At 40.9% G+C, this 15,198-nt stretch carries 11 protein-coding genes; 10 read left to right on the top strand and 1 reads right to left on the bottom strand.

Going from position 1 to position 15,198, the window contains the following annotated elements:
• The first annotated feature begins 304 nt into the window (after window positions 1-304).
• From H5203_RS19750 to H5203_RS19715, 8 genes are all read left to right on the top strand, one after another.
• Window positions 305-1,894 carry an alkaline phosphatase gene (locus H5203_RS19750; RefSeq protein ID WP_145238328.1) on the top strand — a complete coding sequence of 530 codons (1,590 nt, stop codon included), beginning with the start codon at window positions 305-307 and terminating at the stop codon, window positions 1,892-1,894.
• An 11-nt stretch (window positions 1,895-1,905) separates the two neighbouring features.
• Entirely contained in the window at window positions 1,906-3,696 is a 1,791-nt protein-coding gene (locus H5203_RS19745; protein WP_145238331.1) for an alkaline phosphatase, read from the top strand.
• 120 nt (window positions 3,697-3,816) lie between these two features.
• Window positions 3,817-4,527, top strand: a complete 711-nt coding sequence (locus H5203_RS19740) for a hypothetical protein (protein ID WP_145238334.1) — start codon at window positions 3,817-3,819, stop codon at window positions 4,525-4,527.
• 273 nt (window positions 4,528-4,800) lie between these two features.
• Complete coding sequence (locus tag H5203_RS19735; RefSeq protein ID WP_145238336.1) at window positions 4,801-5,607, top strand: VOC family protein; 807 nt, start codon at window positions 4,801-4,803, stop codon at window positions 5,605-5,607.
• A gap of 103 nt (window positions 5,608-5,710) precedes the next feature.
• Complete coding sequence (locus H5203_RS19730) at window positions 5,711-6,376, top strand: SDR family oxidoreductase (protein ID WP_145238338.1); 666 nt, start codon at window positions 5,711-5,713, stop codon at window positions 6,374-6,376.
• A gap of 127 nt (window positions 6,377-6,503) precedes the next feature.
• The gene (locus H5203_RS19725) at window positions 6,504-6,866 is read left to right on the top strand and encodes a hypothetical protein (protein WP_145238340.1); all 363 of its coding nucleotides are present in this window, start codon (window positions 6,504-6,506) and stop codon (window positions 6,864-6,866) included.
• A 4-nt stretch (window positions 6,867-6,870) separates the two neighbouring features.
• Complete coding sequence (locus H5203_RS19720; RefSeq protein WP_145238342.1) at window positions 6,871-9,204, top strand: fatty acid cis/trans isomerase; 2,334 nt, start codon at window positions 6,871-6,873, stop codon at window positions 9,202-9,204.
• Between the two features lie 122 nt (window positions 9,205-9,326).
• On the top strand, window positions 9,327-11,054 hold the full coding sequence (locus H5203_RS19715; RefSeq protein ID WP_182820158.1) for a response regulator: 1,728 nt from the start codon (window positions 9,327-9,329) through the stop codon (window positions 11,052-11,054).
• A 5-nt stretch (window positions 11,055-11,059) separates the two neighbouring features.
• On the opposite strand, the gene H5203_RS19710 is transcribed toward H5203_RS19715, so the two are convergent.
• Window positions 11,060-11,677, bottom strand: coding sequence for a hypothetical protein (locus tag H5203_RS19710; RefSeq protein WP_145238348.1), 618 nt, complete (start codon window positions 11,675-11,677; stop codon window positions 11,060-11,062).
• Between the two features lie 145 nt (window positions 11,678-11,822).
• Between H5203_RS19710 and H5203_RS19705 the strand changes: the two genes are divergently transcribed.
• The gene (locus tag H5203_RS19705) at window positions 11,823-13,265 is read left to right on the top strand and encodes an ATP-binding cassette domain-containing protein (protein ID WP_145238350.1); all 1,443 of its coding nucleotides are present in this window, start codon (window positions 11,823-11,825) and stop codon (window positions 13,263-13,265) included.
• Window positions 13,266-13,770: 505 nt separating this feature from the next.
• Window positions 13,771-14,553, top strand: coding sequence for an RES family NAD+ phosphorylase (locus H5203_RS19700; protein ID WP_220495333.1), 783 nt, complete (start codon window positions 13,771-13,773; stop codon window positions 14,551-14,553).
• Window positions 14,554-15,198: the final 645 nt, after the last annotated feature.

The raw sequence follows: 15,198 nt of genomic DNA, 5'->3' as shown, positions 1-15,198 counted from the left end.
GTTAATATGTACTTGTAGGCGAGTGGCTTGCCACCGCGTTTATAACAGAAAGTAAATATATTAAATTTTCTTGCTATTTAAGTTGAGGAGATCTAGATTTTTACCGCTTACCGCTTACCGCTTACCGCTTACCGCTTACCGCTTACCGCTGAACCATTGTAACGTTATGATATAACAAACAAAATGATGTAACTTTTAATTTTTATGTAACATAAAGTCACTTTTTAAGTAACAAAACCTACCTAATATAATGCTCTCATTACTACAGACATTCTTGACCAAATCGTATCAATGGAACTTAAAAATGAAAATTAATAAAATTGCGACTGCAATTGGTTTAACACTGGCGTTGTCAGCGGGTGCTAATGCAGGTGTGTTACCTGATAACCAAATGAAAAGTGATTGGTATAGCGCTGCACAGGCTAAATTAACCTCTAAAGAAACGATGGCTAATGCAACACCAGCCACTAAAGCAAAGAACGTAATTCTATTTGTTGGTGATGGCATGGGTATATCAACCCTCACCGCAGCACGTATCCTTGCAGGCCAAAAACAAGGCGCTTTAGGAGAAGAGGGCTTTTTGAGCTTTGAAGAATTTCCGTATTCGGCACAAATAAAAACGTATAACGTCGATGCGCAAACACCGGATTCAGCAGGCACCATGACGGCTATTATCTCAGGTGTTAAAACGGATGTTGGTGTTATTGGTGTTAACGAAGACATTGAACGTGGCAAATGTGCAACTGTAGCAGGTAATGAATTAATTACAGCTACAGAGCTTGCAGAAATTAAAGGCCTAGCCACAGGTATTATTTCTACTGCACGGATCACCCACGCAACGCCAGCTGCAACGTATGCAAAATCAGCTGATCGTAATTGGGAAGACATTTCCGACATGCCTGCAGATGCAGTCACTGCAGGTTGTGAAGATATTGCGTCGCAATTAGTTAATTTCGAAAAAAATCTTGAAGCGCGCTTTGCGGGTGTTGATGTTGATGGTCTAGAAGTGGTGATGGGTGGCGGCCGTCGTCATTTCTTACCAAAAGATGCTGCATTTAACTCTAATGATGCTATGAGTGCAGTCGAAGGTGATCGTACTGATGAACGTGATTTAACAGCGCAATGGCAGCAAATGTATAGCGATGGTAAATACATTACTGATCAGGCCGGCTTTGACGCAATAAATGGCGATACCAAACGCGTATTTGGATTATTTAATGAATCGCATATGCAATATGAAGCGGATCGCAGTAATGATATTGCAGGTGAGCCTTCATTAACGCAAATGACGACTAAAGCGATTGATATCTTAAAGAATAATGAAAAAGGGTTTTTCCTAACGGTTGAATCGGGTCGTATCGATCACGCCCACCATGCCGGTAATGCTTACAACGCATTAAATGACACAATTGAATTTGCCAATGCGGTAAAAGCAGCAGTAGAAAATACCGATCCAAATGAAACACTTATTTTAGTCACTGCGGATCACAGCCATGTATTTACCATTGCTGGCTATCCAAAACGCGGTAACCCAATTTTGGGTCAAGTTGTAGCAGTAGGTCGCGATACTCCAACCCTTGCAGCTGACGGTATGCCTTATACCACAGTCGGTTACGCAAATGGCTTGGGCTTTAGAGATTTAGGTGATGAAACAGATGCAGACGCTTCATATTTAGCCGCAGCAGTTGCTGGGCGTGTTGAATTAAGTGGTGTTGATACCTTAACACCGGGCTTTCATCAAGAAGCAGCAGTCCCACTTAGCTCGGAAACTCATGCAGGTGAAGATATTTCATTGCATGCTAAGGGCCCTGGGGCACAGTTGGCACAAGGCGTTGTGGAGCAAAATGTTATTTTCCACATTATCAGTCAAGCGCTCGAACTAATAGAAGAATAATGGTGATTACAATGAAAAAACTTAACTTAATATCTCTTGCTGTGGTTGTTGCGTTAGCGGGTTGCTCTGATGATGACGATAAAATTGAGTCACTGACGGTTAAAAATACGCTTGCAGTTGGCTCTGAGCAATGTATCAATGGTGGCATTGAAACCCTAACAGGTGACGACAGCAATCAAAATGGTGAGCTTGATGCAGATGAAGTAACTACAACCACTGTAGTGTGTAACGATGCTGAAACTTCATTGAATCCACAACAGTTAGCGCCGCTTACTACAAATACTTGGTATAAAGAAGCACACACTAAATTAGCTAGTAGCCAAGATAATATTGCTAATATTGTTAAAGAGTCTGGCAAAGCGAAAAACGTCATTTTGTTTGTTGGCGACGGTATGGGGATTTCAACAGTAACAGCTGCGCGTATTTTAGCGGGTCAGTTACAGGGCAAAATGGGTGAAGAACATCAGTTAAGCTTTGAAACACTACCGTTTTCAGGGTTTGCTAAAACTTATAATGTTGATGCACAAACACCTGATTCTGCAGGTACGATGACAGCAATGGCATCAGGCGTAAAAACTGATGTCGGTGTTATTGGTATTGATGAAGCAGTGGTTAATGGTAATTGTTTGTCAGGTAAAGGCCATGAATTAGTAACGTCATTAGAGCTTGCGGAAATTGCAGGTAAATCAACGGGACTTATTTCAACGGCACGTATTACCCATGCCACACCAGCTGCAACGTATGCAAAAGCGGCAAACCGCAATTGGGAAGATGTTTCAGATATGCCTGAGTCGGAAGCGGCTAATTGTGAAGATATTGCATCGCAACTGGTTAACTTTGAAAAGAACTTAGAAGCGCGTTTTGCTGGGATCGATGTTGATGGTCTTGAAGTGGTAATGGGTGGCGGTCGTCGTCATTTCTTACCAAAAGACGCAGCATATAATTCAGCTGATGCAGTAAGCTCGGTAGAAGGCGATCGTACTGATGGCCGTGATTTAACTGCTGAATGGCAAGCTCAGTATCCAAATGGTCAATACGTAATGGATCAAGCAGGTTTTAATGCGATTGATGTGACTAACACTAAACAAATTTTTGGCTTGTTTAATGAATCTCACATGCAATACGAAGCTGACCGTGGCAATGATATTGCGGGTGAACCATCGTTATCAGAGATGACAGCAAAAGCACTGGATGTATTGGATAACAACGAGAAAGGCTTTTTCTTGACGGTTGAAGCTGGACGAATTGACCATGCTCACCATGCGGGCAATGCCTATAACGCTTTAAGTGATACCATTGAGTTATCAAAAGCGGTGCAAGTGGCGCTTGATAAAACCAGCATTGAAGATACGCTGATTATTGTTACTGCCGATCACAGCCATGTATTTACTATCGCAGGCTACCCAAAACGCGGTAATCCAATTTTAGGTAAAGTGGTTGCCGTGGGTGAAACCGAGCCAACACTTGCTGCCGATAATATGCCATACACCACCGTAGGTTATGCTAATGGTGGCGGCTTTAGAGATTTAGGTCAGGAAACGGATGCTGAAGTAGGTTACGACTTTGCCCCAGTAACCGGCCGTGTTGATTTAACCGATGTGGATACGCAAAGTCCAGGTTTCCACCAAGAAGCACTTGTGCCGCTGTCATCTGAAACTCATGCGGGTGAAGATGTTGGTGTTTATGCAATTGGCCCTGGTGCGCATTTAGTAACAGGTACTAACGAGCAGAGCTTTATTTTTCACGTGATGGATTATGCAGCTGACTTAGTAAAACAAGCGGATGCTAAAGTTACAAATTAAGTAATTGTCATGTAATACGCTTTACTAAAGAGCAACTCAAAACTGAGTTGCTCTTTGTCATTAATCTGCAAAATAAACACATTACAGTGACCCACGGTATTAAATCGAAAAGAGAATCCAGTGAAAAAAATTATCCTATCTTTAGCGTTAATAAGTCCATTGGCCAGTGCCACGCAGTGCGCGTTGGACAGTCAATATGTGCAAGCAAGCTATCAGGTTGGTAAGCAAGTTGCGGGCAAAGCTGTGGCTGAATCTCAACAGTTTACATTATGGCGAACACCCCATCAGGTTGCAGAGCAAGGCCTTGAATTAGTTGAAGTGTGGCAACAGTTGAGTAATCAGCAAATTCGGCCAATTCGTTACTTTCAAACACCGCAGCGTGGTATTGAATATCAACCTTCAGAGGTGCAAGGTCAGCAAGATTGGAGTACTAAATACCAATTAGTGAGTGATGATTTTATTGCCAAGATGACTTTAACCGATGAGCAAGGTGATGGCTGCGAGAAAATACAGCATTATCAATTAGTGCAAGGTGATACTACGATTGAGCTTGCATGGTTGGTAAATCAAAAGCTGGTAAGCGCAATGAGTATTGCTAAACCGCAACTTACTCAAACATTAACGTTGGGCACTGTGGACTTTAAAAAAGCTCAGATACAGCAGCAATTTGCCCTGTGGGATGCTTATCAAACGACTGACTATGCGGATATTGGTGATAACGAAGGCGACCCATTTTTAGCCAAAATGATTAACTTAGGATTTATCGAGCATGGTGCGTCTGGCTTTTATGATGCTAATGGTAAAGCGCTTGGTGGTGGGCACAGCCACTAAAAAGGGCCGGTGAATGCTCTTTTAAAGTCTCGATTTGGGTGTTAAAAGGCCAAATTTCAGCTTTATAAATTAGCATGTGGCCAGTGCCCGCAAAAGTATCGATTCGTTTAACCGTAATAAGTGATATTACACTATCGCAGCTGTATTTAGGTCGGGTTCAAATCATTCGTTGTTTGTTTTGCTATAAAGATCACCTTACGATACAAATAAAATTGGCTAAAATGGCTTTCCTCTTTTAACTTTAGTAGATGTACTATTTAAGGAGATTGAATCGTGAGTGACACACAAAGTAATCACCCCCACGGGGTTTTCTGTTGGTCAGAGTTATGTACATCTAACTGGAAAAGCGGCAAAGCTTTTTACACTGAGTTATTTGCTTGGGGGGCTGATGATCAACCCATTGGTGATGGTCTTTATTACACTATGTTACAAAAGCAAGGTGATGATATTGCTGCCATGTATCAAATGCCGAACGAACAAAAAAACGCAGCGACATCAAGTCATTGGTTAGCCTATATTGCAGTAGATAATATTGATGAAGTAGCTGAAAAAGCCAAACAATTAGGTGCTGATATTATCGCCGGTCCTCATGATGTAATGGACGCGGGTCGCATGGTGTTGCTAAATGAGCCTGGTGGTGCATTATTTGCCTTATGGCAAGGTAATCAACATAAAGGTTGCAAACGTTTAGGTGAACTTAATACTCCCTATTGGCATGAACTGGCAACCCGCAACAGTGCTGCAAGCCGTGAGTTTTATTGCCAGTTATTGGGTTGGCAGAGCGTTGAAAAACCTATGCAAGGAATGAGCTACACATTATTCACTGTTGCTGACCAACCCGTTGCAGGGATGATTGAGATGACCGATGAATGGCCTGCAGAAATTCCTGCTCACTGGATGATTTATTTTGCTGTCGATGATTGTGATAACTATGTCGCAACGGCTCAGCAACTTGGCGGTGAAGTGTGTGTGGCACCAACCGATATTCCCGAGGTGGGCCGCTTTAGTGTGATCACCGATCCACAAGGCGCAGTGTTTTCAATTATGACCTCCGCTATGAATGATGTGAAATGTAACTAGTTATGCTTAATTTAATTAACTAAAAAAGCACTTAGGTGCTTTTTTTATTTTTGTTTGCCCCAAGCTCTCAGTTATAGAGTGTATATAGAATGGGAGTAAAAGTATGACAAAGCATGTGGTAATTACAGGCGCTAATCGTGGCATCGGCCTTAATTTATGTCAGCAATATTTAGCAAAGGGTTACCAGGTTACGGCCGTGGTGCGAAGCCCTAGTGCCGAACTTAAAGCGTTAGATGTAACTGTGATCAGTAATATTGATGTTGCCAATGCAGCAGATATCGAAACGCTTGAGAGCCAATTGCACGGTCATAAGATTGATGTGTTGATCAACAATGCCGGTATTTTCCATAATGAAAGTATGGCAGAGATGGATTTTGATACCATCAATCAACAAATTGCGGTCAATGCGGTAGCACCGATCCGAGTGACTCATGCTTTGATCCACAGTTTAGGTGTTGATGCTAAAGTCGCTATGATCACCAGCCGTATGGGTTCTATTGCCGATAATGGTTCTGGTGGTTATATTGGTTATCGTATGTCAAAGGCTGCACTTAATGCCGCATCAGTGAGCTTAGCTCATGAATTAAAAAGTAAAAAAATTGCTGTTGGTTTATTTCATCCGGGTTTTGTGCAAACGCAAATGGTTAATTTTGCAGGCGATATCTCAGCAGAGGAATCTGCACAGCGCTTAACACAGCGTATTGATGAACTAAATCTCAGTAATAGCGGTGGTTTTTGGCATTCAAATGGTGAAACCCTGCCTTGGTAAATAATATTTAATGTAGGTTATCTTTAATAGCTAAACAGGCTGTAAATCAGCAGTCAGTTTAGCTAAATTTAATTAATTTTTGCTATAATGCTGTCATATTAACGATTTTAGTATTTGAGAGCAGCACATGGAATTAGAGCAAGATAGTAGTTTAACCCTTCCGTTATTTCTTTTTGATGAGACCTTAAATGAGCGAGATTTATCGACCCCTGATCTCTCAATAAGCGTACTTTTAGATGACGACTTACTGACCCAGCTTTGTCAAAATCCAGCACCGGATAGCAGCATTGCTATTACTATTTCAGATTATATTGTAGAAGCCCATAACCCGGCGTTTGCAGACTTAGCAAGCAATGCACATCAAGCACAGCTAACTTTAACGCGTGGACCATTATTGAGCGCAGTACTCGATACCCAATCAGAGCAAACATTTGTGTCCCCACAAATGGATATGATGCCGACGTTTGACTTGGGCGATGAGGACGAATAATTCGATGAGAAAGTCTTTTTTGCTGAGTGCACTAATTGTTGTGCTCAGTGGCTGCGCTTATTTAGGTGCCGCTCATTACAATGAGCTATTCGGGCCAGAGCAAACACAGCAGCGTATGGTTGAACATAACTCAGGTAGCGGTGCTGAGTTTTTACAGCATGTACAACCTGTGCTCGAGAGTCGTTGTGTGGTTTGTCATGGCTGCTATGATGCACCATGCCAACTGAAACTTTCATCTCCAGAAGGAATTGACCGCGGCCTAAGTAAGGAACGTGTTTACAATGGTACTCGTTTATTAGCATCGACTCCCAGCCGCTTACTTTTTGATGCAACGAATACTAGCCAGTGGCGTGATAAAGACTTTACCCCAGTATTGAATGAACGAGCGCAAACAGAGCAAGCAAATCTTGCCGGTAGCGTGTTGTACAACAGTTTAGTGTTAAAAATGAGCTCACCGCTACCAAATGATGAGATCTTAGGTGATGAGTTTGATTTTTCTTTAGATCGCTCGCAAAGCTGCGCCACTATAGGAGAATTTGACAGCCTTGCCAACAGTCAACCTCATTCCGGGATGCCATATGGATTACCTGGTATTTCGCGTACTGAATTTAAGCACCTTGAAAAGTGGCTTAAAGAGGGCGGTAAAATGGCGCATATTAAACCGCCAAGCAAAGCTGCTTTAGCTCAAGCACAACGCTGGGAGAGCTTTTTAAACCAAGACGATTTAAAGTATCAATTAACAGCACGTTATGTGTTTGAACATTGGTATTTAGCACATATTTATTTTGTTCAAGATGATGAAAAAAGCTTTTTTAAATTGGTGCGTTCGAGTACCCCACCAGGGCAGGACATTGAGTTAATAAATACCCGCCGCCCTTACGATGACCCTAAAGTGGAGCGGGTGTATTATCGCTTAATGCATGATCGTTCGACTATTTTGGCAAAAACGCATTTACCACTGGCACTGAATGACAGTAAATTAGCGCGCTTGTACAGCCAGTTTATTGCGCCAGATTATCACGTTGACAGCATGCCAAGTTACTTGCCAGAAATAGCATCCAACCCATTTAAAGTGTTTGCCGCCATGCCGGTTAAATCTAAATATCAATTTATGTTAGATGAAGCTGAATTAATCATTATGGGCTTTATTAAAGGGCCTGTTTGTCGTGGTCAAATAGCGTTAAATGTTATTAATGATCATTTTTGGGTGGCATTTGCTGATCCAGCTAAAGCGGCAACGCCAGAAGTGGGTGAAATGCTGCTACAACATGAAGATGCCTTGGCATTGCCAGCGGCTGAAGAAAGCAACGCTTTACCTATTTCTAGCTGGGTCAAATATGCCAAACGTCAGAATACTTACCTTAAAGCCAAGGCAACGTTGGCAAATAGTATGTTCAAAAATGGTGAAAATCTAACCACCGACCTATTATGGCGTGGTGACGAGGTGAATGATAATGCTGCTCTGACTATTTTCCGCCATTTTGATAGTGCGACTGTGGTTAAAGGTTTTATTGGCCAAGAGCCAAAAACCATGTGGGTATTAGATTACGCACTGTTTGAGCGGATACATTATTTATTAGTTGCCGGGTTTGATGTCTACGGTAATGTTGGCCATCAGTTGATCACTCGTTTATACATGGATTTTTTGCGTCTAGAAGGCGAGCAAAACTTTTTAGCACTGTTACCTAAGCCTCAGCGTAAAGAGTTAAAAGCAAACTGGTATCGTAAAGCACCACCGAGTTTAACTAATTTCTTTGAAAGTGGTGATGAGTTTAGTCAGCCAACAGGGATTGACTACAAAACACAGGATCAACAACACGAGTTATATGGCTTAATTAAACAAACGCTAAAACCGGTGTTAAGTCCGCGCTTCGATTACACACAAGTACCAGAGCCGTTACAGCAATTAAATAATATGCCTGCAAAAGCAATTAATTTACTGCCGCAAATCTCGTTTATATTAGTGAAAGACGGTGCTGCAGAGCATCAAGCGTATACCATGATCCATCACAATGCCCATTATAATATTTCTAGTTTATTGAACGAGGAAGGGCAGCGCGCTTATGCAGAAGATACAGTCACCATTGTGCCTGGTTTCATTGGTGATTACCCTGAAACAATTTGGTATCTGAATAATCCACAACAACTTGCATCATTTGCCGAGCAACTACCATTGATGCAAATAGAAGCCGATTACAGAGCACTGAAAAGTAAATTTGCAATTCGCCGAACACATCCGCAATTTTGGCAGTACAGTGATATTTTGCACAAAGTTGCCAAGCAGTACCGTGGTGTTGAATACGGTTTATTTGATTATAATCGTTTAGAAAATCGGTAATTATAAAAGCAAAATTGATAAACCCCGCATTGAAGCGGGGTTTATTTTTTTAATAATATCATTGCGTAAAGTGTCGCTTTATTCCCTTTGGTCTACACTTATTAAAAAAAATAGGGCCTATTATGATTCAAATTATTGCTAATATTCGGTCGCGTTATCGTTGGGCGTTATTAGCGATAGCGATTCTCTCGAGCGCGAGTGCTTTGCTTATTCAGTTTATGTTTTTTGTGCAAAAAGACGATGCTCATATTATCAATGTTGCAGGTAAGCAGCGGATGTTGTCACAAAAAATCGCTTGGCATAGTAATGCCATGGTTACTGATATTGTTAGCAATATTAGATTACACCGTGATGTATTAGCTAAAGCGAGCGCAGAGTTTAGAGCTGGGCATGAATTTTTAGTGCAACAGCATTCTAATGGCGATTATTTATATTTAGACGACCAGTTAGTTGCTTATTATTTTTCATCACCAATTAACCTTGCGCAAACGTCGCTGGCGTATTTGGCTAAAGTGCAGCTACTGTTAAATGCTCCTAGTGCAAGCAAAGCAGAAAAGCGATTTACAATTGCTGAGGTTGAACGCTTGCTCAAGGATCTTGATGGTGCAGTTACGCTATTTGAACAACAAGCAAAGTTCAAAACCCGAGTGCTGTCCAACCTAGAGCTGGCTTTTTGGCTATTAACTTTAGTGTTGCTATTCATTGAGCTGAAATTTATATTTCAGCCTATGGAGCTGCAAATTACCGCTGCGATTAATAAATACCAACAACAAAAGTTGCGAGCAGAGCAGATAAGCACTTATAAAGAGCGCTTTATCGCACGGGCAAGTCATGAATTTAGAACACCGCTACAAGGGCTGGTAGACTCGATTGAGCAACTTCAGCTATTAGAATCTCAGCAAGTATTGCAAAAACAAGCAAAATATTGTGCCAGCAGAATTGTAAGTATGCTGGATGAGTTATATGAACTACAGCAGTTTAATACTGGGCAATGGCAGCTAAAATTTATCAAGCGTAATTTAATAACCACGCTTGAGTCGGCTATTACACCTTTTCAGTTTTCCTGTGATAACAAACAGTTAAAGTTTGAAATAAAACTCAGTCCTGAGTTAGATCGCTATACAGAGTTTGATCATTTACGATTGCAGCAAATCATTACCGAGCTACTTAGTAATGCCATTAAATTTACTAGCACTGGACAGGTTTCAATATCCGTTAGTTACCAAGATGGTCATATTAAAATAGTGGTCGCTGATAGCGGCGTTGGTTTTGCTCAATGCTATCCATATTTAAATCATCATAGCATCGAACAGGGCAATGATTTTCAGGGCTTACAAACCGGTTTGGCGCGTGTGCAACATATTGTCAGTGCTATGCAAGGCGGCATTGAGTTTAAAGATGTCATACCGCATGGTGCACAGATTAAGATCCGTTTGCCATTATCTAAAGCTGCACTACTAACGAAGCAAGGCAACTTACCTGCACAACTGCATTGCTTAATCGTAGAAGACAATTTATTAAACGCGACAATTTTATCGCGAATTTTAACCGAGCTTAATTACACGGTTGAAGTTGCTGAAAACGGTTTAATAGCAACACAAAAAATTGCTGAAAGTGAGTTTAATGTGATTTTTATGGATTTGAACATGCCGGTGATGGATGGCTTTCAAGCGATTGATATTATCCGCCAAGAACTAAATTCAACGGTTCCGATCATTGTGATCACCGCCAACACTGCGCCAAGTGATTTAGAGCGAACTTATGAACTTGGCTCTAATGTACATGTTTATAAACCATTTTCGGTTGCGGATATTAAAAAAGCCCTCATGAATGTATTTAACGAGGGCTGATAATTTTAGTGGCTGATTTTAATATCACCTACACCGACTTTAACGTTAATGCGGTATTGGCCGTCACCGTTATATTTACTAGTTGAGGTGACTAGCTTACGGCTATGTTTAGCATCATTTTTCATGCCTGCTATTTTGGTGTCGCCAACACCACTATCTAGGGTGATCGTTTGATAGTCAGCTAACGCGCTGCTGATCCGTACTGCGCCCACACCGACATCGATGCTGGCAGTATTAGCAAAATTATTTACTTCAATATCGCCCACACCTAGCTCTAAATCTATCGCCATGGTTGTTGGTATACTTACCAGCCAGCTTTGTTGTACATCGTCATTATCAATCGAGAGGCTCAGCTTATCGCTACTTTGTTGATGTTTTAAAGTGATATCTTCAAGTGCAACATCATCACTAAACCAATTATCATTTTTCGCTTTTAGCTCAATCGATACGGTTACTTGGTTACCTTGATGGGTGCTAAGTTCTAGGCTGCCAACGGGCACGTTGATCGCCAATGCCTGCTTGGCAGTGACATCAAAGGTCTGTTCAATTTTTTGCTCAGCATGAGCAGCTAAACTACTGGTTAATAGGATTACGGCTAAACTAGAGATACTAAGTGTATTCATTATTTTTACTCGTTGTTAATGGCTTTATAGGTTAGACGTTAGCAGATTTAAAAAGGTTTAAACCGCGTGAATTTTATTCTATAGCCATGCTAATAAAAGTCATGTATTTTCAAACTAATTAATTTAAAAGCTAAAAAGGATCGCTGTGCAGTCAATTAAACTCAATAATGTGACGGCTAACCTTGGTACCAATGAACGCGAAAGTTTTCTCGTAAGTAATCTAACTTGGCAGGTTGAGAGCGCTCAGCATTGGGTGCTGCTTGGCGGTAACGGAGCAGGAAAATCAGCCATAACAGCAGTATTACTTGATCAAGCTAATATTGTCAGTGGTACACGAAGTTGTGATTTTAAGCGTACAGAAATAGTCTCTTCAGATCTGCAAAAGCAATTGATTACTGCTGAGTTATTAGCTGATCAAGACGACATCACCGATGGTAAAACCAGCCCTAAATTGGTGTCAGAGCTGATTTATCAGCAATCATGCCCATATTTTGATCAACAGCTATGTCAGCAGTTAATTACAGGGTTTGCTTTTGAGGCATTGCTTAAGCAACGTTTGCGCGCACTCTCAACTGGGGAAACACGTAAACTAATGTTAATTAAAGCACTGAGTAATCGCCCCGAATTGATTGTGCTTGATGAACCGTTTGACGGTTTGGATGTGCAAAGCGTTGAGCTATTACGTAGCGTATTAATCGAACTAAGTGCCAGCATGACCATGGTCTTTGTGGTTAATCGGTTAGATGAAATCCCCGTATTTATTACGCATTATGGTTATGTGAAAAATGGCGAATTACAACAGCAACTAGCAACACCTGACCTTAAGCAGCGCGATGATTTATTTAAATTATTACACCTACAACAAACTGATTTAACGATTCCTAGCAAAGACGTGGCACACAGTGCCCCAGAGTTTAGTGAGCCTGAGTTAGTACGGTTGCAAAATGCCAGCGTCAGTTATAGCGGTAAGGTTATTTTTAACCACTTAAATTGGACAATCAAAGCACGACAGCATTGGCAGCTCAGTGGTCAAAACGGCTCCGGCAAAACCTGCCTGCTTAACTTAATCACTGGCGATAACCCGCAGTGTTATAACAATGATATTAAAGTGTTTGGCTATCAACGCGGCAGTGGTGAAAGTATTTGGCAAATTAAGCAGCATATTGGCTATATTTCGAATGCTTTGCATATGGAATATCGGGTTAGTATTTCGGCGCTAAATACCATAGTGTCAGGCTTTTACGACAGCATTGGCTTGTATCAAAAGCCAACTCAAATTCAGCTTGATATCGCCATACAATGGTTAGCATTATTAGGTTTGAGTGAGTTAAAAAACACGCCATTTACACAACTGTCTTTTGGTGACCAACGCATGCTATTGATTGCCCGCGCTATGGTAAAACACCCCACATTACTGATTTTAGACGAGCCATGTTTGGGGCTTGATGAAGCCAACCGGCAGCGTGTTTTACTGTTAATCGAAAAAATATGCACCGCAGGCAGTAGCACAGTGATTTATGTAAACCACCATGCGAAAGATAAAATCACCGGGATAGAGCACTATTTAGATATGGCTGATTTTAGGTAAGGAAAAGGTTCTAGGTTCTAGGTTTTAGGTACTAGGCGCTAGGAAAAACCAGAGCAGCTCGGCGTTAAATTTATCGCCGTAGGTTGGGTTGAGTGCAACGAAACCCAACAGCCATTCTTGCAAAGTAACTCCGTGATATCAAACCCCCTGTGAAACGCTGAATTCTGCATCTAGAGGTGGTTTGGGTATACGGATAGCAAACAGTTACATAATTTGTTATTAATGAGTAATGTAAATAAGAGAACGCGCCTTTTGTATAAAAGAGGAACGTGCTCTTTGATTAAATTTTTATATGACAAGGATAGCTCAATGGAAGTAACAGCTCAGGTTACATTTATCAAAATTGATAGACCATCTCATGCATTCAGGTATTTTGGTGATAATTGCTGGCCAAGAATATAATATTCACCTGATTTAGATACTAGTAGTAGAATAATTTTGTGGAAGAACGTCACAAAACTGCTTGTTGTAAGTGTTATGTGTTACTACAAACTAAGGAGTATGAATGAGCTTCAAATCTTGGTTAAGCTATTCTGACTTTTCTAAAAAAGCGTGCTCTAAGTTGCGCTACATTTTAGATCATGAGTCGAGTGAATTTCTAAATCCAATTAATGACACTTGTAATGACAGGATTAAAACCTTGAAATCTGGTTCTGTGGTATGGCGTGCACAAACTGGATGCGATAAGGAAAAGGCTACTGATAGTGCAGAACAAGAGTTCCATGTTGATAAGCGTATTCCTTATTCATTCAAACGAATGAAACCCTTGAGCAATAGCCCCTCAGAGGGGAGAGCGAACTTAAAAGGGAACCCTTGTTTATATGTAGCAGCAGATGCAGAAACTGCGGTACACGAAGTGAGGCCTTGGCCTGGATTACCCGTAACAATCGCTAAATTGCATTTGACAAAGGATATGAAGTTGATAGATTTTTCGGAGACTGCTGAGGCCGAGCTGTACCCATATTTTTACATCGACGAACCTTCTATTGAGCAGAAAATTGACGCTGTGTGGGCTGCGATGGATATTGCTTTTTCTTGGCCTGTAACGGAATCTGATTCCAAATCAGAATATGCGCCGACGCAAATAATATCAGAGTTTATTAAATCGAAAGGGTATGACGGGATTATTTATAAAAGCTCTTTAACTAAAGGGCATAATTATGTCCTTTTTAATTTAAATGATGCGGCAGTTGTTCAGTGTGACTTGTTTGTCGTATCTAAGGTTAAATATGACTTCGAGAGGTTGGATGAAAGCTCATCTTTGACAGCGGAGCGTGGCAACACATAACACATATGAGCCTTAACTCTGGGAATAGGCACTAATGTTCTTTTTGACTGTTTTTATATAGTGATGGTCAATTCTAAATCAATAAACAAATTCGTTTACTTACTCTAAAGCGCAGCGTCTCTTACCCTCGTTGTGAATAATTCAATTAAAGATCTTTTTTCATGGTGCAGTCGGGAGGCCAGCATCGCAGGAAGGGTATTGTGAGTATTTACATAGAAAGCGACGAGCAAACGTGAGTAATTGCTAAAAACCCTTAGCCTAGTATTTAACTTCGTATAAATCCCCAGTCAGTAATTCGCAAGCTGCTAACTTGCAGTCATTCACATGTATTAAATTTAGGTTTTACAGCCCATTGACAGTTTTTTCTGTAAGTAGAATAGATATTGTTGAAAAGTAAATAGAGCAAATTAGTCAGCTTTCTGGTTGTTGTCCTAAATGAGAATATTAAGATGGGTATCACTTTATTCTCGATAAAATTAATCTAGGATTTTTCTATTTAACTCTAAAGGTAGGTTTTTTCTCAGGGCAAGATCACGAACTTTACCTTGACTTAAAAGTATGATCTTATACTCCTTTTTAAGGAGCTCCCATGCCTGATATTCAACTATTTAAATATTTCGAATCAATTGCCGACCCTCGCCAGCA

The organism is Pseudoalteromonas sp. SG41-1 (assembly GCF_014164575.1).
GTDB lineage: Bacteria > Pseudomonadota > Gammaproteobacteria > Enterobacterales > Alteromonadaceae > Pseudoalteromonas > Pseudoalteromonas rhizosphaerae.
The sequence above is the reverse complement of the archived record's forward strand: the minus strand, read 5'-3'. Positions and strand labels throughout refer to the sequence as shown.